The sequence below is a fragment of the Pseudomonas fluorescens genome, from assembly GCF_900636825.1.
In the GTDB taxonomy this organism is placed as follows: domain Bacteria; phylum Pseudomonadota; class Gammaproteobacteria; order Pseudomonadales; family Pseudomonadaceae; genus Aquipseudomonas; species Aquipseudomonas fluorescens_BG.
The window spans coordinates 624,867-649,325 of the sequence record NZ_LR134318.1 but is presented as its reverse complement, the minus strand read 5'-3'; the positions used below and the strand labels follow the sequence as shown (position 1 = coordinate 649,325).

At 59.7% G+C, this 24,459-nt stretch carries 23 protein-coding genes; 10 read left to right on the top strand and 13 right to left on the bottom strand.

Annotated features, from left to right (window positions below; all coding sequences use genetic code 11):
- Nucleotides 1-69: 69 nt before the first annotated feature.
- Together EL257_RS02845 and EL257_RS02840 are read right to left on the bottom strand one after the other, a co-directional pair.
- Nucleotides 70-372, bottom strand: a complete 303-nt coding sequence (locus tag EL257_RS02845) for a chaperone modulator CbpM (RefSeq protein WP_126359642.1) — start codon at nucleotides 370-372, stop codon at nucleotides 70-72.
- Nucleotides 373-395: 23 nt separating this feature from the next.
- Nucleotides 396-1,340 (bottom strand): DnaJ C-terminal domain-containing protein, encoded by a 945-nt coding sequence (locus tag EL257_RS02840; RefSeq protein ID WP_126359640.1) that lies wholly within the window; start codon nucleotides 1,338-1,340, stop codon nucleotides 396-398.
- A gap of 292 nt (nucleotides 1,341-1,632) precedes the next feature.
- Here EL257_RS02840 and EL257_RS02835 point away from each other — a divergent pair, with 292 nt between their 5' ends.
- Nucleotides 1,633-2,904, top strand: coding sequence for an Hsp70 family protein (locus EL257_RS02835; protein ID WP_126359638.1), 1,272 nt, complete (start codon nucleotides 1,633-1,635; stop codon nucleotides 2,902-2,904).
- A gap of 111 nt (nucleotides 2,905-3,015) precedes the next feature.
- Here EL257_RS02835 and EL257_RS02830 read toward each other — a convergent pair whose 3' ends face one another.
- The 4 genes from EL257_RS02830 to EL257_RS02815 all read right to left on the bottom strand — a co-directional run bounded on the left by EL257_RS02830 (nucleotide 3,016) and on the right by EL257_RS02815 (nucleotide 8,377).
- Nucleotides 3,016-4,029, bottom strand: coding sequence for an AI-2E family transporter (locus EL257_RS02830; RefSeq protein ID WP_122599276.1), 1,014 nt, complete (start codon nucleotides 4,027-4,029; stop codon nucleotides 3,016-3,018).
- A 168-nt stretch (nucleotides 4,030-4,197) separates the two neighbouring features.
- Complete coding sequence (locus tag EL257_RS02825) at nucleotides 4,198-4,503, bottom strand: PsiF family protein (RefSeq protein WP_126359636.1); 306 nt, start codon at nucleotides 4,501-4,503, stop codon at nucleotides 4,198-4,200.
- Between the two features lie 109 nt (nucleotides 4,504-4,612).
- Nucleotides 4,613-7,378, bottom strand: a complete 2,766-nt coding sequence (locus tag EL257_RS02820) for a DUF6543 domain-containing protein (RefSeq protein WP_126359634.1) — start codon at nucleotides 7,376-7,378, stop codon at nucleotides 4,613-4,615.
- Between the two features lie 216 nt (nucleotides 7,379-7,594).
- On the bottom strand, nucleotides 7,595-8,377 hold the full coding sequence (locus EL257_RS02815) for an AraC family transcriptional regulator (RefSeq protein WP_126359632.1): 783 nt from the start codon (nucleotides 8,375-8,377) through the stop codon (nucleotides 7,595-7,597).
- A gap of 97 nt (nucleotides 8,378-8,474) precedes the next feature.
- Here EL257_RS02815 and EL257_RS02810 point away from each other — a divergent pair, with 97 nt between their 5' ends.
- Nucleotides 8,475-9,362, top strand: coding sequence for a DMT family transporter (locus EL257_RS02810; RefSeq protein WP_126359630.1), 888 nt, complete (start codon nucleotides 8,475-8,477; stop codon nucleotides 9,360-9,362).
- Between the two features lie 51 nt (nucleotides 9,363-9,413).
- Here the strand turns inward: EL257_RS02810 and EL257_RS02805 are convergent, their stop codons facing one another.
- The gene (locus EL257_RS02805) at nucleotides 9,414-10,292 is read right to left on the bottom strand and encodes an esterase/lipase family protein (protein ID WP_126359628.1); all 879 of its coding nucleotides are present in this window, start codon (nucleotides 10,290-10,292) and stop codon (nucleotides 9,414-9,416) included.
- Nucleotides 10,293-10,553: 261 nt separating this feature from the next.
- Here EL257_RS02805 and EL257_RS02800 point away from each other — a divergent pair, with 261 nt between their 5' ends.
- Nucleotides 10,554-11,084, top strand: coding sequence for a ferritin-like domain-containing protein (locus EL257_RS02800; RefSeq protein WP_039756965.1), 531 nt, complete (start codon nucleotides 10,554-10,556; stop codon nucleotides 11,082-11,084).
- A 97-nt stretch (nucleotides 11,085-11,181) separates the two neighbouring features.
- On the opposite strand, the gene EL257_RS02795 is transcribed toward EL257_RS02800, so the two are convergent.
- On the bottom strand, nucleotides 11,182-13,257 hold the full coding sequence (locus EL257_RS02795; RefSeq protein WP_126359626.1) for an AsmA family protein: 2,076 nt from the start codon (nucleotides 13,255-13,257) through the stop codon (nucleotides 11,182-11,184).
- Nucleotides 13,258-13,641: 384 nt separating this feature from the next.
- Between EL257_RS02795 and EL257_RS02790 the strand changes: the two genes are divergently transcribed.
- From EL257_RS02790 to EL257_RS02760, 7 genes are all read left to right on the top strand, one after another.
- Nucleotides 13,642-14,067, top strand: coding sequence for a hypothetical protein (locus EL257_RS02790; RefSeq protein WP_126359624.1), 426 nt, complete (start codon nucleotides 13,642-13,644; stop codon nucleotides 14,065-14,067).
- 154 nt (nucleotides 14,068-14,221) lie between these two features.
- Nucleotides 14,222-14,854: a TetR family transcriptional regulator gene (locus EL257_RS02785; RefSeq protein WP_126359622.1), complete on the top strand. Its 633-nt coding sequence runs from the start codon at nucleotides 14,222-14,224 to the stop codon at nucleotides 14,852-14,854.
- Between the two features lie 258 nt (nucleotides 14,855-15,112).
- Nucleotides 15,113-15,613, top strand: a complete 501-nt coding sequence (gene ureE / locus EL257_RS02780) for an urease accessory protein UreE (protein ID WP_126359620.1) — start codon at nucleotides 15,113-15,115, stop codon at nucleotides 15,611-15,613.
- Nucleotides 15,610-16,284 (top strand): urease accessory protein UreF, encoded by a 675-nt coding sequence (locus EL257_RS02775; protein ID WP_126359618.1) that lies wholly within the window; start codon nucleotides 15,610-15,612, stop codon nucleotides 16,282-16,284. Before ureE ends, EL257_RS02775 begins: the two co-directional genes overlap by 4 nt.
- A gap of 21 nt (nucleotides 16,285-16,305) precedes the next feature.
- On the top strand, nucleotides 16,306-16,920 hold the full coding sequence (gene ureG, locus EL257_RS02770) for an urease accessory protein UreG (protein ID WP_007915910.1): 615 nt from the start codon (nucleotides 16,306-16,308) through the stop codon (nucleotides 16,918-16,920).
- 27 nt (nucleotides 16,921-16,947) lie between these two features.
- Nucleotides 16,948-17,520, top strand: a complete 573-nt coding sequence (locus tag EL257_RS02765) for a HupE/UreJ family protein (protein ID WP_126359616.1) — start codon at nucleotides 16,948-16,950, stop codon at nucleotides 17,518-17,520.
- Between the two features lie 150 nt (nucleotides 17,521-17,670).
- Nucleotides 17,671-18,807: an AGE family epimerase/isomerase gene (locus tag EL257_RS02760; protein WP_126359614.1), complete on the top strand. Its 1,137-nt coding sequence runs from the start codon at nucleotides 17,671-17,673 to the stop codon at nucleotides 18,805-18,807.
- A gap of 117 nt (nucleotides 18,808-18,924) precedes the next feature.
- Here the strand turns inward: EL257_RS02760 and EL257_RS02755 are convergent, their stop codons facing one another.
- The 5 genes from EL257_RS02755 to EL257_RS02730 form a co-directional block, all read right to left on the bottom strand.
- Nucleotides 18,925-19,689 (bottom strand): SDR family oxidoreductase, encoded by a 765-nt coding sequence (locus EL257_RS02755; protein ID WP_126359612.1) that lies wholly within the window; start codon nucleotides 19,687-19,689, stop codon nucleotides 18,925-18,927.
- Nucleotides 19,690-20,624: 935 nt separating this feature from the next.
- Nucleotides 20,625-21,341: an ABC transporter ATP-binding protein gene (locus EL257_RS02745; RefSeq protein ID WP_126359610.1), complete on the bottom strand. Its 717-nt coding sequence runs from the start codon at nucleotides 21,339-21,341 to the stop codon at nucleotides 20,625-20,627.
- Nucleotides 21,338-22,210 (bottom strand): ATP-binding cassette domain-containing protein, encoded by an 873-nt coding sequence (locus EL257_RS02740; protein WP_126359608.1) that lies wholly within the window; start codon nucleotides 22,208-22,210, stop codon nucleotides 21,338-21,340. The genes EL257_RS02745 and EL257_RS02740 overlap by 4 nt, the downstream gene beginning before the upstream one ends.
- Nucleotides 22,207-23,508 carry a high-affinity branched-chain amino acid ABC transporter permease LivM gene (livM, locus tag EL257_RS02735; RefSeq protein ID WP_126359606.1) on the bottom strand — a complete coding sequence of 434 codons (1,302 nt, stop codon included), beginning with the start codon at nucleotides 23,506-23,508 and terminating at the stop codon, nucleotides 22,207-22,209. Before livM ends, EL257_RS02740 begins: the two co-directional genes overlap by 4 nt.
- A 3-nt stretch (nucleotides 23,509-23,511) precedes the next feature.
- Nucleotides 23,512-24,426, bottom strand: coding sequence for an ABC transporter permease subunit (locus EL257_RS02730; RefSeq protein WP_041480712.1), 915 nt, complete (start codon nucleotides 24,424-24,426; stop codon nucleotides 23,512-23,514).
- Nucleotides 24,427-24,459: the final 33 nt, after the last annotated feature.

Sequence of the window (24,459 nt, the reverse complement as noted above, 5' to 3'; positions counted from 1 at the left end):
GGGCGATTATCACGTTGCCGAAAACAACTATGTACCGCCCGCAACTTCGGCCATTGTGTCTCGGCGCAATCAGTCCAGCAGGCGACCCAGACGCTGGCGAAGCATGCGGTTTTCCGCGCGCAACGCTTGAACTTCTTCGAGCAGGTCAAGCGCCAGGGCGACGCCTTCCCACTCCAGCTCAAGATCGCGCCGCAGCTTGGCGGCGCGTTTGGCCAGGGCCAGTTCGTAATCGGTGAAGCGCCATTCCCGGGGCTGCGCGCCCTGAGGTTCGAGGATGCCGTGCTCGACGATTTCGATCACGTAGACGTCCGACAAATCGGCCGCCTCACAGAATTCTGCCAGGTCCAGTTGAACGATCAGGGGGCTGCTCATGATCGGCTACTCCGTCGTCAGATTCAGAAGTTTTCGCGCGGGTTGAAGGCGGCCTTCTTCGCCAGTTCCTGCCACAGCGCCTTGACCTCATCGTCGGACGCTTTCGGCATCACCGCTTTGAGCTGCACAAACAGATACCCGCGCTCACCGGCCTTGTTCTTCAGGCCGTGGCCTTTGGCGCGCATGCGCTGGCCGTTCTGGCTACCGGCAGGCACCTTGAGATTGATCTTGCCGGTCAGGGTCGGCACCGCCACTTCAGCACCCAGCGCCAATTCCCACGGGGCCAGAGGCAAGGTGATGATCAGGTTTTCGCCCTCTACATCGAATTTCGGGTGCGGCGCGAAACGAATGGTCAGGTACAGATCGCCATTCGCGCCGCCACCGACACCCGGCGCGCCCTGGCCTTTGAGGCGAATGCGCTCGCCGTCGGCCACACCGGCCGGAATCTTCACGTTCAGGCTCTTGCTGGTGTTGCTGACATGCTGGCCGTTGGCGTTGTATTGCGGCACCTGGAAGGTGACCTTTTTCGACTCGTTCGCCAGCGTTTCTTCGAGGAAGACCGGTAGTTCCATTTCCACGTCTTGCCCTCGACGTCCGCGTGATTGCCGGCCTTCCGCGCCACCGAAACCGGGGCCGCGATTGCCGAAGATCGAACTGAAAAAGTCCGAGAAGTCGCCAGTGTCGCCACCGCCGCCGCCAAAGCCGCCACGGCTCTGCCAGCCCGGTGGGCCCTGGAACGGCTGACCGTGCTGGCCATAACGACGCAAGTCGTCGTACTCGGCGCGTTTGTCGGCGCTTTTCAGCGCTTCATAGGCTTCCGAAGCATCTTTGAATTTGGCCTCGGCGTCTTTTTCCTTGCTGACATCGGGGTGGTATTTGCGCGCCAGCTTGCGATAGGCAGCCTTGATTGCCTTGTCGTCCGCTGTCGGCTCCACGCCGAGTATCTTGTAATAGTCTTTGAAGTCCATCGAAGGAATCACCATCCGTTATCGATTTCGCGCCGATGCCAGCATGCGCTGATTCGCGCGTGCCGGGTTGACCGATCTCAAGGTTGTGACCGGGTGGCGCTGCAGAAGTTTATCGGCAGTGGACGGCGGTTCTTGCGACCGCCGGTGGTTCTGCCGGCCCATGCCAGCAAGTTTGGGGCAAAGCTTGAGGTTTCAAGGCAGTTTAGCCGTGAAATAGCAGATGACCGGCCTTCGAATCTGGCGCGCACTGACATACACTGCGCGGCCGTTTTTTTGACCGGAACCGAAAGACATGAAAGACGCCTCTCCAGCCCGTGCCTGCGGCATCGACTTCGGCACGTCCAACTCCACCGTCGGCTGGCTGCGCCCCGGCATGGACACCATGATCGCGCTGGAAGACGACAAGATCACCCTGCCGTCGGTGGTCTTCTTCAACATCGAGGAACGTCGCCCGGTGTACGGACGTCTGGCGCTGCACGAGTATCTGGAAGGCTACGAAGGCCGGCTGATGCGCTCGCTGAAAAGCCTGCTCGGTTCCAAGCTGATCAAGCACGACACCAGCGTTCTTGGCACGGCGATGCCGTTCAAGGATCTGCTCGGCTTGTTCATCGGCCAATTGAAAAGCCGCGCCGAAACCGCCGCTGGTCGGGAATTCGAGCAAGTGGTACTCGGGCGCCCGGTGTTTTTCGTCGATGACGATCCGTTGGCGGACCAGGAAGCTGAAGACACTCTGGTCGAGGTCGCGCGCAAGATCGGCTTCAAAGAGGTGTCTTTCCAGTACGAACCGATCGCGGCGGCATTCGACTATGAGTCGACAATCGAGAAAGAAGAGCTGGTGCTGATCGTCGACATTGGCGGTGGTACTTCGGACTTCTCGCTGGTGCGCCTGTCGCCTGAGCGGCGCGGCTTCGATAACCGTCACGACGATATCCTCGCCACCGGCGGCGTGCACATCGGCGGGACTGACTTCGACAAACAGCTCAGCCTGCAAGGCCTGATGCCGCTGTTCGGTTACGGCAGCCGCATGAAAAGCGGCGCGTACATGCCGACCAGTCACCACATGAATCTGGCGACCTGGCACACCATCAACTCGGTGTACTCGCAGAAAACCAGCCTGGCGCTGGCCAGTATGCGTTACGACATCGAGGACACCGGCGGTATCGATCGCCTGTTCAAATTGATCGAACAACGCGCCGGGCACTGGCTGGCGATGGAAGTCGAAGAAACCAAGATTCAGCTGACCCATACCGACAGCCGCCATGTGCCGCTCGATCGCATCGAGGCCGGGCTGAGCGTGGAACTGACCCGTGCGCTGTTTGAATCGGCCATCGATGCACTGCTGGAACGGGTACGCGGCAGCGTCACGCAGTTGTTGAACGATGCCGGCGTGGCAGTGGATCAGGTCGATACAGTGTTTTTCACCGGCGGCTCGAGCGGGATCCCGGCGCTGCGCAACAGCGTCTCGGCGATGCTGCCGAAGGCGCGGCATGTCGAAGGCAATATCTTTGGCAGCATTGGTAGCGGTTTGGCGATTGAAGCGATGAAGCGCTATGGCGTTTATTAGCAGCTGCAAGTTTTAAGCTGCAAGCTGCAAGTAAGAGCAAAAGCGAAAGCCACTGCGGCTCTTGCTTCTGCTTTTTACTTGCAGCTTGAAGCTTGCAGCTCGAAGCTGCTTCTAAACCATCCCGCCCAGCTTCAACTCGCTCTTCAGATACGCGTAATAAATCGGCCCCGCCACCACCCCCGGCAGGCCGAACGCGGCTTCGAACACCAGCATCGCCAACAGCAACTCCCACGACTTGGCACTGATCTGCCCGCCAACAATCCGCGCGTTGAGGAAGTATTCGAGCTTGTGGATGAAGATCAGGTAACCGAGCGCCGCGATCGCCACCCAGATCGAGAGCGACAAACCTACGATGGTGATCAGCGTGTTCGACATCAGGTTGCCGATCACTGGCAGCAGGCCGAGCAGGAAGGTCAGCACGATCAGGGTTTTGGTCAGCGGCAGCTTGATGCCGAACATCGGCAGGATCACCGCGAGGAAGATCCCGGTGAAGAAGGTATTGAGCAGCGAAATCTTGATTTGCGCGAACACGATGTTACGGAACGCCTGCACCAGCAGATGCAAGCGGTCGAACAACGCTGCGGCCAACGGCTTGCGCTTGGTGACGTCAGGAATGCGCTGCAAGGCGATGATCGCGCCGAGCACCATGCCGATCAGCAGCGTCACGAACATGTGCGCTGCGTCCTTGCCGACCAGTTGCAGGTCCGACAAGTGTTTGCTCATCCACTCGCCGATTGCCACGCGAAATTCCGCCGCACTGGCCGGTAAATAAGCATCGATGAACGGCGGCAGTTGCCCGCGCGCGCGATCGACCACGCCCATGAATTTATCGAGCGAAGCCCCGGGATTTTCCGCTTCATGCAGGAGAAAGCTGATGGCACCGGCGAAAAGCAACGCCAGCACACTGACTACCAGCGTGCCCAGCAACGCCACCGCCAGCCACCGCGCGCGACGGCCCTCGATCAGCCGTTGCAGTTGCGGGGTGAGCATGTTGACCAGCTCGAACACCAACAACCCGGCCAGCAGGCTCGGAAGCAAGCGCAGCGGCAGCACCAGGAGCAATCCGCCGAAAATGATGATGCAACTGACCCAGAACACAACATGACGCTCAGAAAACGTTGGCATACAGCCTCAAAACGAACGGCGTAAAAGGATGGGCAGTCTGCCAGCGATCCGGCGCCGAAGCGAGCGCAGACCCCGGGTCGGCGTCGGGCCGAAAGATCGCAGCCTGCGGCAGCTCCTACAGGATCGCGGTCTTATGCAGGAGCTGTCGAAGGCTGCGATCTCTTGATCTTATTTTTTCTTCAGGCACTCACTCATGAACGCCTTGCGCGCATCGCCAGTCAGCGTCTGGGTCTTCGCATCGGCGTTGCAGGTCGTCATTTTCTGCTGCTGAGGGGTCAGAGCCTTGCCGTCGTTGGCCGCAGGGGTTGCCTTGAGGCAGGTGCTCATGAAGGTTTTGCGCTCATCGCCCTTGAGGCTTTTGGCGGTCGCATCGGCATTGCAGGTGGTCATCTTGTTCTGTTGCGCCGTGGCAGCGAAACCTTGGGAACACAGCAGTAGACTCATCATCATCAACGGCACACGCAACATCTTCATGGAGTGTTCTCCTGGTCGCCGCACCGATCGATGCGGCCTCGCTGCAAAGTGTAGACAACAGCTGTTACACCTTCCTCTTAGCAGCAGACCGCTATTACCCGAGCCTTTACTAGCCCGCAAGCGAAATGACCACTCGGCGCGCCTGATAGTTTGGGCCCAGAGCAGATCGGAGCCGCTCCAGGGCACTGAGCCGGCGCTCGGTGACCGGGTCGGCATATTTTTCAAACGATACAGGTACCTCCTCATGAGTCATGTAGGTCGACCCCACCTCCAACACCGACACAAACACTGCATAACCCGTCCGATCCAGATGATTACGTTTGATCTGCTGCACCGTCGCGGCCTCGTCGACCTCGGGTAATTGCGCAGGTCCAGGCGGGACGTTGCGGATAAAAGCGTAGTCGGCATCGATTTCGTCAGGCTTGAGAGAGATGATCGGCGGCAGCTTGAAATCGAAGATGCCGTTATCTGCCAGGTGCGCCACGGGGAACTCCGGCCAGGAATCGGCGACCACCAATTCCGATCGCTTGCCGTTCAAATCGCCGATCAACACAAACTGGTGATCCTGAGTAGCGCTCTGAGACCCAAGACGGGTTGCCTGCACAATATGTATCGCTGAAACACGCGGCTCGCTGGCCAGAATGGAAAACACTACTTTGGAGTTTTCCGAACAATTTCCGGCCTTGATTGCGATTGCCCCCTTGGCGGCTTCGGCGATGCTCAGCGGCGCTGCCGCTGCACTGTCTAGCAGACTGAATCCTCGCAACCCTTTGATCTTGGCAATACCGGCACCGCCCTTGTCCATGATGCTGGCCAGCTGATTTCCCGAAAGCGGTATCAACTCCTTCGCCCGGTGTACCGCCCGTTGCGCCATTCGCAGATTGTCCATGACTTGCGCAGAGACCAGCGTTGGTTTGCGCACCTTCACCCGGTTATCGGTGAACTCATCGTAAAGCTCGGACAGTTTATCGGGAGCTGCGCGTCCTTCTCTGGCGGCAAGCTGCAAAGCAGCGTAGTCCTCGTGCCGACCGGTTTCTCGCAAATTACGGGCGTTGGCTGCCAACAGCCTCTCATGTTCCGGCAGGCTGACCATGTCTTCAGTGGAAAACAGCTCCGCGCTCAATTGACGGAACCGCTCGGGCAGCAATTGCTGCAACTCGGGAAGCGCCTCGATGCTGTTCACAACAAGTTGATTGTCGTCGTAACTTTTAACGTTGGCATCAATCAGCGCCTTGTACACCGATAAAACACATTGATCGGCAAAGTGTTCGTGCAGCAACTTCACGCCGCGCAAAAAGTGATAAGTCTGCGATTCGGGAACGTCTGGATGAAACGCCACTGCCATCAATTCGGAATACTGATCGGCAATCGCCCGCAACCGCACCAGCTCACCGTCGACATCGGGCGCCGCTGCGCGAAGCCGCATTACTGTCGGATCAAAAGTGGCGAGATCGATTGCGGGCAGCTCAGGCAGTACGTCGAGCAAGCGGTAACGCGGGATCGGCCTCTCGCGCACCCATTTGCTCAGCTTGTCTGCGCCGACATCGCCCGCATCATCCGGGATGCTCAACTCGTGCCGGACATCATCGCCGAGGGTGTACATGATCGCGTTGTAGAAATCTTCGGCATGATTGAGCGGCTTTCCTTCGCCATCGAAGGCCTGATAGGTGCCGGCTGCAGTCTTCACCAGCGTATGGCGGATCATCGCATCAGGGCTGCCAAGTGAAATCAGCACCTTGCCGCCGTAACGACCGTCATGGATGTCGATCCAGGCGGCGAAGTCCAGAACGTAGTGACTGTCCAGTGTGTGCAGCATCAGCCTGGCCGTATCGGCAGAGCTGACCGAGTTCAGATACAAACCTTCGTAGGCGCGACTCAGACGAATGTCTTGAAGCGCCCATTGCCCCAGCGTCTCCAGTCGCGCAGGAACCGTTCCAGACTGGATCTGTTGTAATTCCGCGGGCGTGGCAATCGCCGCCAGTTCTTGCGCAACGATGTCTGGCAACCCTGCCAGCCGCGTCTGGATGACTTGCGCCTGTGCCGACCGGGCCTGCGTGGCAATGCGATAGCGTTCGGCGAACAGAGCTAGCGGGTCGGCTGGTTCTTTCGAATGCGCATCCGGCCGATCCGAAAGATCAGCGATTTCACGGTCGAGGCGCCACCGCGCCACGGTGTCCTGCAGCAACGGAATGATGCGTTCGTTGTTGGCATACATCCGGCGCACCGCGTTGGCGTCGACGCCGCTGACCGCGAGAATGGTGCGTGCGAAGCTCTCGAGACCTTGCGCTTGCTCGCCCAAATGCCTGATCAGCGTGGGTTCATCCCAGTCGTAGGGTTGTTGTTCGACCCAGCGTTTGTGCTGCGCATCGCGCATCATCAAGGGGCCGGTGGCAGACGCTTCGCGCAACCGTCGGGCGTAATAGAGACCCGTATCCGGATTCCTGCTGACCGCCACCACCCCTCCCACCACGTCGACATAGTGCCGCGCGCCCAAGGTGCGTAACCCGTTGGCATCAGCGGCAGGGAGTCGGGGCACCTTGATCAGATAATCGTGCAATGAATGTCCCGCTGCTGACGACGGCGCAGGAGTCACGGTGCCCTGGCCCGCCGTGGGTCTTGGTTGCGTATCGGTGATCGTCACTTGCGACCCGGGCACGATCGCGCCGGGTTCGATAACGGGCGCACCGGCATCGATTTCCGGCGTTAGTGGCCGGCCTGTGCCGGACGGCGGGTCAACGTCGATACGGGGCGGATCGACATCCGGGCGCGGGGTGGCGCCATCCCCGGGGCGAATGTCGGGACCGTCCACCGGACGGGTGCCGGTCGTCGATCCATCGGGGCGAGGCGTGCTGGTAACAGGTGGCCGCACGGGCATGATTGTTCATCCTTGTCGAGTAATCCTCGGCTTCAATGCCAAAGAGGGATTCATGTGTTCATCGACGCGACATCAACTAACGTCGTCTCGATGGCTGGCACTTCCAGTGAAATGCGCTGGGCGTTTTAACTGTGAAGGCTGGCACGCGTCCATCCAAAACACTTTGCGGAAAGCTTCCAAAGCAAACTTGCGGACGACCAACGACAACAAAAGCCGTCAGAAAATACTGTGCCGCCGATATTGCTCCGGCGTACATCCGGATTGCCGGGCGAACATGGCGATAAACGCCGAGCCACTGCTGTAGCCGAGATCGAAGGCAATCTCCTGCACGCTGCGCGTGGTCTCCAGCGCTTCGATCGCGGCGAGATAGCGCAGACGCTGACGCCACTCGCCAAAACTCATGCCCAGCTCGCGGACAAACTGTCGGGCCAGCGTGCGCTCGCTCACGTGCACTTGCAGCGCCCAATGCGCCAGCGGCTGATTGTTGCCCGGCTCAGCCTGCAGGCTTTCGAGAATCGCCAGCAAGCCGGGGCTGCTGGCGTACGGCAGATAACATTCGTGGACCGGGGCCTGTTGCAGTTGATCGACCAGCACTTGCGCGAGTCGCTGGTCGGCATCGAGCTCGGGGATCTTCACGTCGCGGGCGGCGAAGTCTTTGAGAATTGCCTTGAGAATGTCGCTGATCGCCAAGGTGCAGGCGCGCGCAGGCAATTGCGCGCACACCTGCGGGTCAAGACACACCGCGCGATAGTTGACCGGTTGATGGCTGTAGAAGCTGTGCTCGACCTGCGGCGGCACCCACACCGCGTATTGCGGCGGCGACATGAAGCGACTGCCATTGATCTCCATATGCAACACGCCGTGCGCGGCGTATTCCAGCGTGCCCCATGGATGGCGGTGTGGCGCAGCGAATTCATGAGCGCTGAAATCGGCATAGCGGAAATACACCGCCGACGGCAGTTCGCTGAAATCCAGCAGATCGATGTGTTTACTGTTCATGCTGTCCGGTTTCAGAGGCAGGTTGTCTGTTTCGAAGTATAGGCGTGCATCCAGACAAGGGATAATTGCGCTCCATCAATGTCCTGGTTTCAAACCCATGCAATACGCTTTTCCGCTGCTGGCAATCTTCATCTGGGCCGGCAACACGGTGATCAACAAACTCGCGGTGGGGGCGATCTTCCCCGCCGAAATCGGTTTTTACCGCTGGCTGCTCGCCGGCCTGCTGTTCACGCCGTTCATGCTGAAACATGTTATCGCGCACTGGCCGCAGATCCGCCCGAACCTGTGGCGGATTTTCATCCTCGGCGTATTGGGCATGGCGGTGTATCAGAGCCTCGCCTACTTCGCCGCGACGCTGACCACGGCGACCAACATGGGCATCATCCTGTCGCTGATGCCATTGATGTCGCTGGCCATGGCGATCATCAGCCTCGGCCAGCGCCTGACCGCCGGCGCTCTGGTCGGTGCAGTGTTGTCGTTTGCCGGCGTGCTGGTGGTGGTCTCGTCCGGCAGCCTTGGCGCGCTGTTGCAACACGGGATCAATGTGGGTGACGCAATGATGCTCATTGCCACCCTGGCCTACGCGGTTTACAGCACCTTGCTGAAGAAATGGCAGCTGCGCTTGCCGCCGCTGGTGTTGCTGTATTTGCAGGTGCTGGTGGCAATTGTGGTGTTGTTTCCACTGTATGCGATGTCGCCGAAAACCGGTTTGACCCTGCAAAATATTCCACTGGTGCTGTATGCCTGCCTGCTCGCGTCGATGGTCGCGCCGCTGGCGTGGATGCAGGCGGTGCAGCGGCTGGGACCGAGCCGGACGACATTGTTTTTCAATCTGCTGCCGTTGATCACCGCGCTGATTGCCGCGCTGGTGTTGCAGGAGCAACTGGCGATGTATCACCTGGTGGGCGGGTTGTTGACGTTGGCCGGCGTGGTTTTGTCGGAGCGCTGGACGACCGTTCTGGGCCGCCGGATCGGCGTTGCCTGATCTTGGCAGGAGCTGCCGAGGGCTGCGATCTTTTGATCTTGCTGCTCGCGTCTATAACCCCACCGCCTCCAGCCGCGCCGCATGCTCGACAAACAACCGCACCGGATCTGCCCCTTCGCCGACCAGCCCCAGCGACTGGTTGACGATGTCGAAGTGATCCAGCGGGTAGTCATCACCGATCACCGTGCCCAGATGCGAGCTGTAGCGACCGACCATGCCGTCGCACTGCCCCGGCTCGCGGACGAAGGTTTTCGCAAACAATCGACAACTGCGATTGGTCCCGTCGAACAGATTGCCGCCACGATCGGTCTTGCCCGGTTGCAACGTCCCTGACCAGGAATAGTAACGCACGCCGTTGACCTCTTCCGGCCCATGCCCGCCCCACTCCTCAGGCAAGCCTTGTGGATAACGCTGATTGAACAGCGCCACCCCGGCGGTGGTCAGCGATTGATGTGAAGCATGGATATCGACCGGCAGTTTCGGCCCGTGATAACCGGTGTCGAGCAACGCCATGACCCAACCGAGCAAGCGCAGCAGCGCTTCGAGCAGACGCCCTTTGGCACTGTCGGCGGGATAGTGTTTTTCCAGGTGATCGGCCAGTTCCGAGCCGTGATTGGGCCCGGCCACCGACGTCACGGAGGCGACCAGATCTGGCCGCTTCGCCGCTGCATACCGCGCTGTCAGCGCACCTTGGCTATGCCCGAACAGATTGACCCGGGGCGCGCCGGTCTCGCGCAAAATCTCTTCGATCCGCGCCAGCAACTGCTCGCCACGCACCTCGGTGGAATTGAGCGGCGAGACCTGCACCGCCAGCACTGTCGCACCATCGCGGCGCAACGCTTTGATGATCCCGTACCAATACGGATAGAAAACCAGCCGGACAAATCCGAGCATGCCCGGTACCAGCACCAGCGGATAACGTGTCGACATGGGCAAACATCCTTGTGGTCGGTGAGTGGATGCAAGTCGTGCAAATCGCTCGCCAAGCATCCTCCATGATGATGACAACACAACCGCAGACTACTTCAGCCCCGTCTCCCGCGCCATAACCTGACTCGGCCTTCGGCACCGCCTGCAGGGAGCCCGGGCTAAAACCGATAAAACTTTTCGCTTCGCTCAAGACTCACAACCTGGGTAGCGACCGCGTCTTCAGAACGTGGCGTCAATCGGATTAGCCTCCAGGAGAATGAAATGAGTGACCTGCATTTGTCTGATGTTCAAACCCTGCGCGAGCGCGCACGGCAACACGTGGAAAACGGCGCGGTCACCGAGGGTTACAACGCGAACCGTGAAGAAATACTGCGTTTGCTCAACGAGTCGCTGGCCACCGAGCTGGTGTGCACCTTGCGTTACAAGCGCCATTACTTTATGGCCAACGGCCTGAAAGCCAACGTCGCCGCCGATGAGTTCCTTGAACATGCCAACCAGGAAGCGGAGCACGCCGACCGCCTTGCCGAACGCATCGTGCAACTGGGCGGCGAGCCGGAATTCAACCCCGACCTGCTGAGCAAGCTGTCCCACGCGCAATACGTGGCCGGCAACTCACTCAAGGAAATGGTCTACGAAGATCTTGTGGCCGAGCGCATCGCAATCGACAGCTATCGCGAAATCATCCAGTACATCGGCGACAAGGACCCGACCACCCGGCGCATCTTCGAAGACATCCTCGCGCAGGAAGAAGAGCACGCGGATGACATGGCTGACATTCTCAACGATCTGTAATCCTTGACAGCAAAAGATCGCAGCCTTCTGCAGCTCCTACAGGGGAAACGCATTCTGTAGGAGCTGCAGAAGGCTGCGATCTTTTGATCTGCCCTGCTTACTTGGTTGGTTTGACGGTCACCGGCGCCTTGCCCTGCTTCATCTGTTCAAGCAACGGCGCGCACTGGTTCGGCTCGCCGCCACTCGGCGCCACCAACGCCAGCAACCCCGCCGCCGGCGCGGCAATCACGCCGAGCGCAACCATCCCCGCTCCACGCAGCATCAACGGTACGGCTTTGACGCCGGCGTCCGGTTTGATGAATTTGCCACGTACATACAGCGGCGAACGCAGCGAAATCAAACGCCAGCCCTTGGATTCCGGGGTCACCGTCAGATCGAGCTGCTCGGTTGCCATGTTGGCTGTGCCATCGATATAGATAATCGCGTTCTCGGTATCGAAAACAAATAGCTGCGTGGTCGCAAGGCCGGTCTTGATGTCGAAGTCGGCCGCCGCGCAATTGATCTTCACTTCCTTGTCGCCAAAGATCTTCCCGACCACATAATTACCGACGTTAAGCCCAGCCAGCTCCATCAGTTCGCGACTGATCGCACCGTCGTTGATCAACATCTTCAACTTGCCATTGGCGCCACCCAGCAGCTTGGCCACCGAGTTGCCGCGGCCGCTGATGTCGGCATCGCCATTGAGCTCACCGAAACTGGTCTTCATCGGCTCAAAAGTCGGGAACAGTTCCTTGAGTTTGAACCGTCGCGCGGTCAGTTTGGCCCGGCCTTCCAGCGGTTCGGTGCGGCCATTGAGGCGAATCTGCGCATCCAGCGTGCCGCCCGCCACGCCAAAACGCAGCGGTTCGAGACTGAGTTCGCCATCGTTGAGTTTCAAATGGGTATAGAGATCGTTGAACGGCAGCTTCTCACTGTGGACGATGCGCTTGCCGGTGAACTCGACGTCGGCGTCCATGGCGCGCCAACGGTCGGTCTTGAACTCCTCGACCGGCAGCACTTTATCTGTCGGTTGCTTGCTCGCGCCGCCACGGGCCTTTTGCTCGGCGTTGGAATCGGCGCCAATCAACGGCGCGAGATCGGCGAACAGCAGTTGATTGGAAAGCAGCGCGCCGCTGAGTTTTGGCCGAGGCTGGCTGGCCACGTAAGTCAGGTCGCCATGAATGTCGCTATCGCCGATCTTGCCGTTGAATTTTTCGTAGGTGAACTTTGCCCCGCCCGCATCATGCAACTTGGCGATGAGGTGACCGTCGGTGGAATACGGCGGAGTATCTGGCAAGGTCACGCCAGTCAGCGGATAGAGATTGCCCAGACTGTCGCCGGCAAGCTTCAGGCGCAGATCAAGCGCGCCAAGGTTGAGCGGGTCGGTCAGGGTGCCCGCCAGTTCGATACGCGTGTCGCCGATCTTCGCCTGGGCCTGTAACGGAAATGGCTTGCGCGCGTCCTGCAACGCCAGCAAGCCGCCGATTTTGCCCTGGCCGCTGAGATTCTGCGCGTGATACTGGCCTTTGACCTTGAGCGCAAACGCGTAATCCTGCGGTGCGTCGCCCTTGTCCTGAGCGGTTTTCGCCGCTTTGTCACCGACGATGTCGCTGTATGGAATCGGCTTGCCCAGCGGGTCGATCAATACATCAAGGTTGGTTTTCAGCGTCTGGTCGTCGAGCGTGACGTGGCCCTTGTCGAAGCCGATGGCGCCAATGTCGACCACCCAGTTCGACGGCTCGGCATTCGGATCTTTCGGATCGAACTTGAATGTCCAGTTGGCGCGGCCATCGGCAAGGCGCTGCAGGTCAGCATTCGGCTCGGTCAGGTCAATGCGCGGAATGACCACGCGCTGCGCCAACAAGGCCAGCGGCGAGATACGCAACTCGACCCGCTTGAGCGTGACCATCTGCGGCGCCTTCGACCAGTCCGGATTGCCCAGGCTCAAGTCCTCGGCGACCAAATGCGGCCAAGGTACCCACGCACGCCAGCCACCCTCTTCCAGCTCGCGCTGCCAGATCACCGCAAGGTTGCCATTGATGGCGAAGGGTCGGTGCAGTTCATCAGAGACCTTGGCGTTGATCTGCGGTTTAACCCGGTTCCAGTCGAAGAACACGATGATCAACACCAACACGGCGAGTAGCAGCACGAGGATGGCGAAGGTCCAGCTGAAGATTTTTCCAGTGCGCGTCATGCACAAAGCTCCTGATCACGGCCGCACGCAAACACTGCAGCGTACGGTTGAAACGGCGGACCGAAACGGCCCTCATGATTGCTACGACTGGCAAACGCGCCGCAGGTTTAATCGAAACGGCGATTACCGGCAAAAAGCCGCGGCGAATCTGACCGGTCAGTCGAACAGTGTTACCGCCATCCGCACATTTGCGAGGCGGGCGTGAGTCGAAAATACCCACCTCGGTGCAAAAGCACCGCCCGGAAAGGCTTGATCTAGAGCCTTCGCGCAGAACAATCAATTCTGTTGATTATTACCATTGCGTTTATGAACTTTTATATCGACTTATCGAGAGTAGCATTGCCCTCGTACCCACTTTATCGCCCTCCCAAGGAGCAACCCATCATGAAACGCCAATTACTGCTCAGCCTTACCCTGTCCATGCTAGCCAGCACCGCTTTCGCCCTGCCGGCCGCTGATCAAGCAACTCCGCAAGTCAAAGCCAGCCACTCGGTCTTCAGCCAGACTGTTGCCGCCGACGGCTCCGACCGCACCCCACAGGGCCAGACCCTGGCAGAAAACGGTCGCAATCGCCTCGAAGAGAAAGGTCTGGTTCAAGACGGCTCGGATCGCACGCCACAAGGCCAGACTCTGGCATCCGACGGTTCCGACCGCACTCCACAAGGCCAGACCCTTGCTTCTGACGGCAGCGACCGCACTCCACAGGGTCAGACCCTGGCTGATGACGGCTTCGATAAAACCCCACTGGGTCAGGCAATCGCCGAAGGCGGTGGTGACCGTGTGATCGAACGCAACAGCAAATTGAGCTGAGCCCATGATGGCCCGGCAAAAAAGCCCAATCCGCAGATTGGGCTTTTGACTTTTCAGCCTGTGTAAAACCTTCGCTGCATATCCTCCCGTTCGACGCCGACAAAGCCGATTTGCTAGAGTGCGGCGCTTGTCCCGCCGAAGAACATACTCTGCGATGCTGCCCCGCGCCGAACAGAAACAACAGACCCGCAACGCCCTGATGGACGCTGCCCGCCACCTGATGGAAAGCGGCCGAGGATTCGGCAGCCTGAGCCTGCGCGAGGTGACCAAAACCGCCGGCATCGTGCCCACGGGTTTTTACCGCCACTTCACCGACATGGACGAATTGGGGTTGGTGCTGGTCAGCGAGGTCGGTCAGACATTCCGCGAGACCATCCGCCTGGTGCGACACAACGAATTCGTCATGGGCGGCATCATCGATGCGTCGGTGCGGATTTTTCTCGATGTGGTCAGCGCCAACCGTTCGCAATTCCTGTTTCTCGCGCGTGAACAATATGGCGGTTCGCAGCCGGTACGTCAGGCGATTGGTCGCCTGCGCGAAAACATCAGTGCTGACCTGGCGACGGACCTGGCATTGATGCCCAAGCTGCAACATCTGGATCTCGCCGGCCTCAGTGTGATGGCCGATCTGATCGTCAAATCAGTGTTCGCCACCCTCCCCGACATCATCGACCCACCGGCCGAAGCCCTGCCGGAGCATCTCACCCCGCAGGCGAAGATCACCCAGCAATTGCGCTTCATCTTTATCGGCCTCAAGCACTGGCAAGGGCTGGGCAGTACCGAATAAAGATCAAAAAGATCGCAGCCTGCGGCAGCTCCTACATCGGATGGTGTAGGAGCTGCCGCAGGCTCGGGCCGCGATCGGACGATCTTTTTTTACCCGCCGTAAATTGGTGCATGACAAATTCTTCACGCACCAAAACCTTCCACAATCTCCCCGCCTGTTGAAAAATCCACCGCGTTCCGACAGCTATTTCCTACATCTCGTCCGATTGGCAAGGCCCTTGCTCTAGCCTGAGTATTGCCCACTGCTGGAAGCTTTCCGATGCTGGTGATTCACCGCAGAATCGACCCCCAACCCGTCTGGGCCGCCGAGTTGCTCTTGACCTTCGAGGCGCGCAGCAAAAGCCGCTTGCGCTGTTTCAGTGCCGAGGGCGAAGACGTCGGTTTGTTTTTGGAGCGCGGCCAGCCGCCGCTGTACGACGGCGAATGCCTGCAAGCCGAGGACGGCCGCGTTGTCCGCGTCTGTGCTCGTCCCGAGCAACTGCTGCACGTCACCTGCGCCAACGCTTTTGAACTGACCCGCGCCGCGTACCACCTCGGCAATCGCCACGTCGCCCTGCAAGTCGGCGATGGCTGGCTGCGCCTGCTCGACGATTACGTGCTCAAAGCGATGCTCGAACAATTGGGCGCGCAGGTCGAAGCCATCGAAGCACCGTTCCAACCGGAACACGGCGCTTACGGCGGCGGCCATCATCATTCGCGGCTCGGCGACGAAGATTTCAACTACGCGCCCAAACTCCATCAGTTCGGCGTCCGCCTGTGAATCCGGCCTGGGCGCTGCTGCGCCTGGCCAGTCCGCAATTGCCGATTGGCGGCTACAGCTATTCGCAAGGTCTGGAAATGGCCGTGGATAACGGTCGCGTCAGCAACCCGGACGAGGCGCGCCGCTGGATCAGCGATCAATTGTTGCTCAATCTGGCTCGCTTCGAGGCGCCGCTGCTATTGGCGCATTGCCAGGCGGCGGCCGCTGAAAACTGGTGCGAACTGCGCCAGCTCTGCGAAAGCCACCGCGCCAGCCGCGAAACACGCGAGTTGCATCTGGAGAGTCGCCAGATGGGCTATTCGTTGCAGCAGCTGCTCAACGGTCTGCCGGAACTCGACGCACCCGCCCGCGACTTCCTCGAACACTGCAGCGAGCCGCACCTGGCGCTGTGCTGGGCGCTGGCTGCCCGCGCGTGGCAGATCAGCCCGCCGGACGCCCTCGCCGCCTGGCTGTGGAGCTGGCTGGAAAACCAGCTCGCCGTGTTGATGAAAACCCTGCCGCTGGGCCAGCAAGCCGCCCAGCGCCTGACCAGCGAATTGCTGCCACTGCTGCAACAGGCGCAGCAGGATGCCAGCCGGATCAACCCCGAACACATGGGCAGCGCCGCGTTTGGCCTGTCCTTGGCGTGCATGGCCCATGAGCGCCAGTACAGCCGCCTCTTCCGCTCTTAGGCCTTCTATTTGGAGAATCAGATGAACACACAACCTCTGCGCGTCGGCATCGGCGGCCCGGTCGGTTCCGGTAAAACCGCACTGACCCTGGCCCTGTGCCTGGCGTTGCGCGAGCGCTACAACCTCGCCGTGGTCACCAACGATATCTACACCCGCGAAGACGCCGACTTTCTTGTGCGCAACGAAGCCCTCGCGCCGGAGCGGATCATCGGCGTGGAAACCGGCGGCTGCCCACATACCGCGATTCGCGAAGACGCCTCGATCAACCTCGAAGCGGTCGATCAGCTGAACCGCCGCTTTCCGGGGCTGGACCTGATTCTGGTCGAATCCGGTGGCGACAACCTTTCGGCGACCTTCAGCCCCGAACTGTCTGACCTGACCATCTATGTGATCGACGTTTCCGCCGGCGACAAGCTGCCGCGCAAGGGCGGGCCGGGCATCTGCAAATCCGATCTGCTGGTAATCAACAAGATCGACCTCGCGCCTCTGGTGGGCGCCTCGCTGGAGATGATGGACAGCGACACCAAGCGCATGCGCAACGGCAAACCGTTCGTCTTCAGCAACCAGAAAACCGGTCAGGGCCTTGAGCAGATCATCGCTTTCATCGAACGCCAGGGCCTGCTGACCGCCGCCTGACCCAGTTATCCACAAGGAAGCTCATCCATGACACTCACACGTATTCTTGGCGCGGTAGCGCTGCTGTTGACCCCGGCGCTGGCCTTCGCACATCCGGGCCATGGCGACAGCGGTTTGATCGCGGGTATCGGCCACCCGATCAGCGGCCTCGATCATTTGCTGGCGATGGTCGCCGTGGGCTTGTGGGCCGCACAGCAGCAAGGCGCCGCGCGCTGGGCGCTGCCGTGCACGTTTGTCGGCACCATGTTGCTGGGCGGTGTGCTCGGCTTTGAAGGGCTGGAATTGCCGGCGCTGGAAAGCGGCATTGCCGCGTCGGTGCTGGCGCTGGGCCTGGCAGTAGCGCTGGCGGTGCGTCCGCCGTTGGTGATGGCGATGGTGGCGACGGCGCTGTTCGCGCTGTTCCATGGCGTGGCGCATGGGTTGGAGTTGCCGGAAATGAGCAGCCCTTGGGCGTATGCGGCCGGTTTCGTGATGGCTACGGCAGCACTGCATGCGGCGGGTTATGCGGCGGTGCGCTTCCTGCCTCAGGCTGCTGCACCATTGGTGCGCCTTGCAGGTGCGGGTTCAGCAATCACCGGCGCCTGGCTGCTGGCCGGCTAAACGCCTGATCTCCTGTAGGAGCTGCCGCAGGCTGCGATCTTTTGACTTTAAAGATCGCAGCCTGCGGCAGCTCCTACAGGGTTCGTCACCCAACCGATGCTCTCTGCTACCATGTGGCGCAATCGCCCCTGCCCGTGACGACGTCCGCCCATGCCCCACGCTTCCCGCTCCACCGCCCTGCCTGAATTGACCGCCCTGTTTGGCGAAGTGCAGCAGCACTTCCTCGACGTGATCGTGCCGCTGTGGCAAGGGCCGGGCTGGAATGCCGACATGGCGTTGCCCTATGAGGCGCTGGACGCCACGCACCAACCGCTGCGAGTGCAACGTTACCGGGCGATGGCCTGCGCGCGACAGCTGTATCTGTTCGCCAGTTTGATCGGGGTTGTGGATAACGCGGCAGACCGCGCGGCGGCGCTGTTCCGTTCGCTGCGACAGCACTTTCACGACGCCGAGCATGGCGGCTGGTTCTACAGCATCGATGCGCAAGGCCAGCCGCTGGATCAGCGCAAGGATCTGTATACCCACGCCTTCATCCTGTTTGCTTGCGCGCATTACTGGGCAAAGTCCGCCGATCCGCTAGTCGAATCGACGCTGAACGCTGCGCTGGAAATCATCGGCCGTCGCTTTGCCACGGGCGACGGGTTGTACGAGGCGTGCCTTGAGCGCGACTGGATCACTCTGCAGACCGGGCCCCTGCAAAACCCGCTGATGCACTTGGCCGAAGCCTTCCTCGCTACCCTCGCCGCGCGCAAGGACGTACCGACGCAAACAGCGTTGCTCGAGTTATGCACAGCCATGCACAAGCATTTTGTCGACCCGCAATATGGCGTGTTGATGGAGAAGCCGCTGGGCGCTGTGGATAACTGGTACGAGCCGGGGCACCAGTTCGAATGGTATTTCCTGCTGCAATCCTCCCCGCTGCTACGCGATTCGAGACTGCATCGGGCACTGGCCAAGGCGTTTGCCTTTACCGAGCAATACGGCGTGCTGGAAACATGCGGCGCAGTGCGAGCGATGCTCGACCTGGAAAGCAATGGACGGCCAAGGGATTCGACCCAGCGGATCTGGGCGCAAGCCGAATACCTGCGCGCGCTGACCTTGCGCGCGGACAGCGAAGCGGCGGTGCTGCGCCAATTGCGGGCGTTGCAGCAGCGGTTCCTGCATGCTGGCGGCTGGCATGAGTGCCGCGATGAAAACGGCGAGGTCAGCCGCAAGGACATGCCGTCGACTACGCCTTATCACCTCGCGACCTGCTATCTCGGATTGGCCGACTACTTGAAACCTTGAACTGTGGCGAGGGAGCTTGCTCCCGTTGGGGCGCGCAGCGCCCCTCGCTCTTTCAGGAAAAGCGAGGGCCTGCTGCGCAGTCCAGCGGGAGCAAGCTCCCTCGCCACAGGACAAATCTCAAGCCCTGTTACGCTCAATCGCAAACCCGGCCCAGGTCTGGCTCACCGGCATCAGCTCCAGACTGTTGATGTTGATGTGCGCCGGCGCATTCATCACCCAGAAGATCGTCTCGGCGATGTCCTGCGGCTGGATCGGCTCGGCACCGGCGTAGGTCGCGTTGTAGCGCTCCTGATCGCCGGCAAAACGCACCAGCGAGAACTCGCTTTCGCACAGGCCGGGTTCGATGTTGCTGACACGCACGCCGGTGCCCTGCAGATCGCAGCGCAGATTTAACGAAAATTGTTTAACGAACGCCTTGGTCGCGCCATACACGTGGCTGCCCGGATACGGGTAGTTGCCGGCGATGGAGCCGAGGTTGACGATGCCGGCGCCACGACCGTGGGCGATCAGACGCGGCAGCAGCAAGCGCGTCGCGTACATCAGGCCTTTGACGTTGGTGTCGACCATGGTGTCCCAATCGTCCAGATCGCATTTCGGCGCCGGGTCCACCCCCAGCGCCAGACCAGCATTGTTGATCAGACCACGAAGCTTGGCGAACGACGGCGGCAGGTTGGCAATCGCCTCCTCCATCGCTTTGCGATCACGCACGTCGAGCACCAGGCCATGCACTTCGGTCTGGTTTGAGAGTTCGGCGCACAGAGCATTGAGGCGTTCTTCACGACGACCGGTCAGCACCAGTTTCCAGCCAGCGTCGGCGAAACGACGGGCACAGGCTTCACCAAATCCGGACGTTGCGCCGGTGATAAACAGGGTGTTGGACATCGTGTTCTCCTTGCTTCGGCTACCGCGGCAGCCCTTGGAATAGAAAATCAGCAGGCAGCATGCCCGGCCCATGAACATCGGGCAACTACCTGACTTCGCAGGAGCTGCCGAAGGCTGCGATCTTCTGATTTTGTTTTATACGATCAGAAGATCGCAGCCTCGTTGCATTCAACAGATCCTACAGCGCCGCGCTTCTGTGCAAAAAATGATCAGCCGCCGCTATGCCACGGACAACGTGGCCTGCAGCCATGTGCACGCATGTTATCCACAATCCCTTCCACAGTTTCCGGGGGCAAGTGCAAACGCGCAAACCCGCGCCACACAAGGCTTTGCGGGACAAATCGAAAGTTTTTTGCTTGACCCTGAAGATGCGGATGTGCGGGATATGGCATTTTGCACGACGATGCCATCGTTCGGTGATTGCGCGAGGCCAGTAACCACGGCCCTTAGCGGGGTCTTTCCAGAGTTTAGTCACAGACTTATCCACAGGCTTGTTCACCGCTCAATGCCTCGCTGAACGCCTCTATAAAAAGGTTGACAACGACTACTTAAAGACCAGTAAAAATGCCTGATCAAAAAACAACCACACCCTTGCAAGCCACGTTGTACGTGGTGTGCAGCCAGATACACCCACGTTATTCACAGCCAGCTCCACAGTAAACGGGGACAAGTCAAAACTGTGGAAAAACAGCTATTTGCAGCGTCTATATGTCGCGCTTTGGCAGATAGGGAATTTGTTTTCCACAATTCCACACGAGACTTGAAATCACCGATCAATTCCATGTAGGAGCTGCCGAAGGCTGCGATGTTTTGAGTTTGTTTAAAGATCAAAAGATCGCAGCCTTCGGCAGCTCCTACAGGGGTGGCAGGGGATTGGGGTATAAAAAAGCCCCGAGGACTTTCGTCGCCGGGGCTGTGTATCAGCGCAACAAGTATCAGTGCCCGCCCAAATAAGCGTTACGCACCTCCTCGTTCACCAACAACTCTTTACCCGTGCCCGTCAGGCGAATCTCGCCATTGACCATCACATACGCGCGATCCGACAGCTTCAGCGCATGGTTGGCGTTTTGCTCGACGAGAAAAATCGTCATGCCGGTCTTCGCCAGCTCGCGCAGCGTCGTGAAAATCTGCTTCACCACAATCGGCGCGAGACCAAGGCTCGGCTCATCGAGCAACAACAACTTCGGTCGGCTCATCAAGGCACGGGCAATCGCGAGCATCTGCTGTTCGCCACCGGACATGGTCATCGCCCGCTGCGTGCGCCGCTCTTCAAGCCGCGGAAACAACTCGAACATGCGCTGCATGTCCTCTTTGGCGTACTTGTCGCCAATCGGGATGGTGCCCATGAGCAGGTTTTCTTCGACCGTCATGTCGGGGAACACCCGCCGCCCTTCCGGTGACTGCGCGATGCCGTTGGAGGCGATGTAGTGCGATGACTTCTGCGTGATGTCGACGCCCTGATAAAGAATCTGCCCGCCCGCCGCTCGTGGCTGACCGAAGATCGACATCAACAAGGTCGACTTGCCGGCGCCGTTGGAGCCGATGAGGCTGACGGTTTCGCCTTCGTTGATCTGCAGCGAAACACCTTTGAGCGCCTGGATCGGGCCGTAGAACACGTCCAGATTTCTCAGTTCGAGGATCGGTTGGCTCATACCAGCTCCTCCTCGTCGGCGCCCAGGTAGGCTGCAATCACTTTCGGATCGTTACGGATCGCTTCCGGCCCGCCCTCGGCAATGACAATGCCGTGGTCGAGAACCACAATGTGATCGGAAATGCTCATGACCATGCCCATGTCGTGTTCGATCAGCACCACGGTCAGATCGTGCTCGTCGCGCAGCAGCCGGATCATCGCGCTCAGCGCTTCGGTTTCCTGAGGGTTGAGGCCAGCGGCCGGTTCGTCGAGGCAGATGATCTGCGGCCGCGTGCACATGGCCCGGGCAATTTCCAGCCGGCGTTGCTGGCCGTAGGAAAGTTCACCAGCGAGACGGTTGGCGCAGTCCACCAGATCAACCACTTCCAGCCAATAAAACGCGCAGTCGAGTGCGTCGCTTTCGGCCTTGCGATAACCCTTGGTGTTGAGAATCCCGGCGAGCATGTTGCGGTTGACCCACATGTGTTGCGCCACCAGCAGGTTTTCCAGCACCGACATTTCCTTGAACAGGCGAATGTTCTGGAAGGTCCGCGCCAGACCCGCACGGTTTACCAGATGGGTTCCGCCGAACATCTTGTAATACATACGGCTGAAGAAGGACTTCGGCGAAACGAAATCGGTCGGTTTGAACGACTCGCCCAACAGTTGGATGACGTTGGTCTGCTGGCCACGCACGTTGAGTTCGATTTTGCCGCCGGAGGCCTTGTAGAACCCGGTCAGGCAGTTGAACACCGTGGTCTTGCCCGCGCCATTGGGGCCGATCAGGGCGAAGATCGAATTGCGCTTGACCTTCAGGCTGACATCGCTCAAGGCCTTGATGCCACCGAAATGCATCATCAGTTTTTCAACAGAGAGTACGACTTCACTCATGGCGCAGTCCTCTCATAGTGAATGGCACCTTTGCGTGGTTTGACCCCGGTGCGGCTGATGCGGATCAGCCCGCGTGGTCGCCAGATCATCATCAACACCATCAGAATGCCGAACAGCAGCACGCGATATTCGGCGAAGCCGCGCAGCAGTTCCGGGGCAACGGTGAGCACGAAAGCGGCAATCACGACGCCGATGGTCGAACCCATGCCGCCAAGCACAACGATGGCGAGAATCAGCGCCGATTCGAAGAAGGTGAACGAGGTCGGGTTGACGAAGCCTTGATAGGTGGCGAAGAAAACCCCGGCCAGACCCGCCGTCGACGCACCGATGGTGAACGCCGAGAGCTTGACCAATACGTGGTTGAGGCCCATCGAGCGGCAAGCGATTTCATCTTCACGCAAGGCTTCCCAGGCGCGACCGACCGGCATTTTCACCAGCCGATGTTTGACGTACAGCACCGCCAGCACCACCAGAAACAACACCGCGTAGATAAAGTAATACTTCACGTCCGGGTTATAGGTCAGGCCGAAGAACTCGTGAAACGGCACCCCGCCATCCTTCGCCCGCTTGCCGAACTCCAGACCGAAGAACGTTGGCAGTGGCGCCGGCATGCCGTTCGGGCCGCCCGTCAGGGACAGCCAGTTGTTCAGCACCAGCCGAATGATTTCACCGAAGCCCAGGGTCACGATCGCCAGATAGTCACCGTGCAAACGCAGCACCGGAAACCCGAGGATGCAACCGGCCAGGCCTGCAGTAATCGCCGCCAGCGGCAGCACCGTCCAGAAGCCCAGACCGAGATACTGGTAACCCAGCGCCAGACCGTAGGCACCGATGGCGTAAAACGCCACGTAACCCAGATCGAGCAGCCCGGCCAGACCGACCACGATGTTCAGCCCCAGCCCCAGCAGCACGTAGATCAGGCCGAGAATGACCACGCCGAGCAGATACGAGTTGGAAACAAACGGCACGATGATGGCCAGCACAATCATCAGCGGAATGATCCAGCGCAGCCGCGACTTGTAATCCGGTGGCAGCACATGCACGCCGCTGCCGGTGCTTTCGAAGCTATCGAGAATCTTCAGGCCTTTGGGCGTCTGCAGGAACAGGCTCAGGGCAAAGCGACCAGCCATGACAATGGCGATGATCCACGCCACGCGGGTCGATTCGAGGTTGAAGCTGTAGCCGTCGAGAACCACGCCGACAATCGGCCCGAATACGATCAGCGCAATCAGGCCGGCAAGAATCGCCTCAACCAGACTTTTTTTGATATCGATGGATTTTTCAGTGGTTGCAGACATCGCTTACACCTTCGACACAAGAGGACGGCCCAGCAGGCCCTGTGGCCGGAAGACCAGAACGAGGACGAGCAGCGAGAAACTGAACACGTCTTTGTAGTCGGAGTTGACCAGACCGGAGAACAGCGATTCGGAGATGCCGAGGATGATGCCGCCGAGCATCGCGCCGGGCAATGAACCGATCCCGCCAAGTACCGCCGCGGTGAACGCCTTGATGCCGATGATGAAGCCGGCATAAAAGTCGAACGTGCCGTAGTTCATGGTGATCAGCACACCGGCCAATGCGGCCATGGCTGCACCGATGATGAACACGTAGGAAATCACCCGGTCGGTGTTGATGCCCAGAATCGAGGCCATCTTGCGGTCTTGCTGGGTCGCGCGGCACATACGGCCGAGCTTGGTGTATTTGATGATGTAGGTCAGCAGCCCCATGCCGACAAACGCGGCGATCAGGATGAAGACTTTGGTGTAGGTCAGTTGCACGAAGCCGGTACCGACTTCGACACGCCAGGCACCGGTCAGCAGCGTAGGCACGCCCTGTTGTTTGGCGCCCTGAGCGATCTGTGCGTAGTTCTGCAGAATCAGCGAGATACCGATGGCGCTGATCAGCGGCGCCAAGCGGGTCGAGTTACGCAGGGGTTTGTAGGCAACACGCTCGATGACCCAGCCATACACCGCCGTGACGACGATGGTGAAGATCAGCGTGCCGAGCATCAGCAGCGGGAAGGATTCGATACCGAAGTAAGCCAGCAGAGCCAGACTGATTGCCGCCAGGTAAGCGGAAATCATGTAAACCTCGCCGTGGGCGAAGTTGATCATGCCGATGATGCCGTAGACCATTGTGTAGCCGATGGCGATCAGGCCATAGACCGACCCGAGGGTCAGGCCGTTGACCAGTTGCTGCAGGAAAATACCATCCATAACGCAATCTCACGCAGTGAGAACCTGCGCACC

Bases quoted from the DNA above. Each gene is read 5' to 3' on its own strand.
- EL257_RS02845 (WP_126359642.1), bottom strand. From the start codon at position 372: ATGAGCAGCCCCCTGATCGTTCAACTGGACCTGGCAGAATTCTGTGAG.
- EL257_RS02840 (WP_126359640.1), bottom strand. From the start codon at position 1,340: ATGGACTTCAAAGACTATTACAAGATACTCGGCGTGGAGCCGACAGCG.
- EL257_RS02835 (WP_126359638.1), top strand. From the start codon at position 1,633: ATGAAAGACGCCTCTCCAGCCCGTGCCTGCGGCATCGACTTCGGCACG.
- EL257_RS02830 (WP_122599276.1), bottom strand. From the start codon at position 4,029: ATGCCAACGTTTTCTGAGCGTCATGTTGTGTTCTGGGTCAGTTGCATC.
- EL257_RS02825 (WP_126359636.1), bottom strand. From the start codon at position 4,503: ATGAAGATGTTGCGTGTGCCGTTGATGATGATGAGTCTACTGCTGTGT.
- EL257_RS02820 (WP_126359634.1), bottom strand. From the start codon at position 7,378: ATGCCCGTGCGGCCACCTGTTACCAGCACGCCTCGCCCCGATGGATCG.
- EL257_RS02815 (WP_126359632.1), bottom strand. From the start codon at position 8,377: ATGAACAGTAAACACATCGATCTGCTGGATTTCAGCGAACTGCCGTCG.
- EL257_RS02810 (WP_126359630.1), top strand. From the start codon at position 8,475: ATGCAATACGCTTTTCCGCTGCTGGCAATCTTCATCTGGGCCGGCAAC.
- EL257_RS02805 (WP_126359628.1), bottom strand. From the start codon at position 10,292: ATGTCGACACGTTATCCGCTGGTGCTGGTACCGGGCATGCTCGGATTT.
- EL257_RS02800 (WP_039756965.1), top strand. From the start codon at position 10,554: ATGAGTGACCTGCATTTGTCTGATGTTCAAACCCTGCGCGAGCGCGCA.
- EL257_RS02795 (WP_126359626.1), bottom strand. From the start codon at position 13,257: ATGACGCGCACTGGAAAAATCTTCAGCTGGACCTTCGCCATCCTCGTG.
- EL257_RS02790 (WP_126359624.1), top strand. From the start codon at position 13,642: ATGAAACGCCAATTACTGCTCAGCCTTACCCTGTCCATGCTAGCCAGC.
- EL257_RS02785 (WP_126359622.1), top strand. From the start codon at position 14,222: ATGCTGCCCCGCGCCGAACAGAAACAACAGACCCGCAACGCCCTGATG.
- ureE (WP_126359620.1), top strand. From the start codon at position 15,113: ATGCTGGTGATTCACCGCAGAATCGACCCCCAACCCGTCTGGGCCGCC.
- ureG (WP_007915910.1), top strand. From the start codon at position 16,306: ATGAACACACAACCTCTGCGCGTCGGCATCGGCGGCCCGGTCGGTTCC.
- EL257_RS02765 (WP_126359616.1), top strand. From the start codon at position 16,948: ATGACACTCACACGTATTCTTGGCGCGGTAGCGCTGCTGTTGACCCCG.
- EL257_RS02760 (WP_126359614.1), top strand. From the start codon at position 17,671: ATGCCCCACGCTTCCCGCTCCACCGCCCTGCCTGAATTGACCGCCCTG.
- EL257_RS02755 (WP_126359612.1), bottom strand. From the start codon at position 19,689: ATGTCCAACACCCTGTTTATCACCGGCGCAACGTCCGGATTTGGTGAA.
- EL257_RS02745 (WP_126359610.1), bottom strand. From the start codon at position 21,341: ATGAGCCAACCGATCCTCGAACTGAGAAATCTGGACGTGTTCTACGGC.
- EL257_RS02740 (WP_126359608.1), bottom strand. From the start codon at position 22,210: ATGAGTGAAGTCGTACTCTCTGTTGAAAAACTGATGATGCATTTCGGT.
- livM (WP_126359606.1), bottom strand. From the start codon at position 23,508: ATGTCTGCAACCACTGAAAAATCCATCGATATCAAAAAAAGTCTGGTT.
- EL257_RS02730 (WP_041480712.1), bottom strand. From the start codon at position 24,426: ATGGATGGTATTTTCCTGCAGCAACTGGTCAACGGCCTGACCCTCGGG.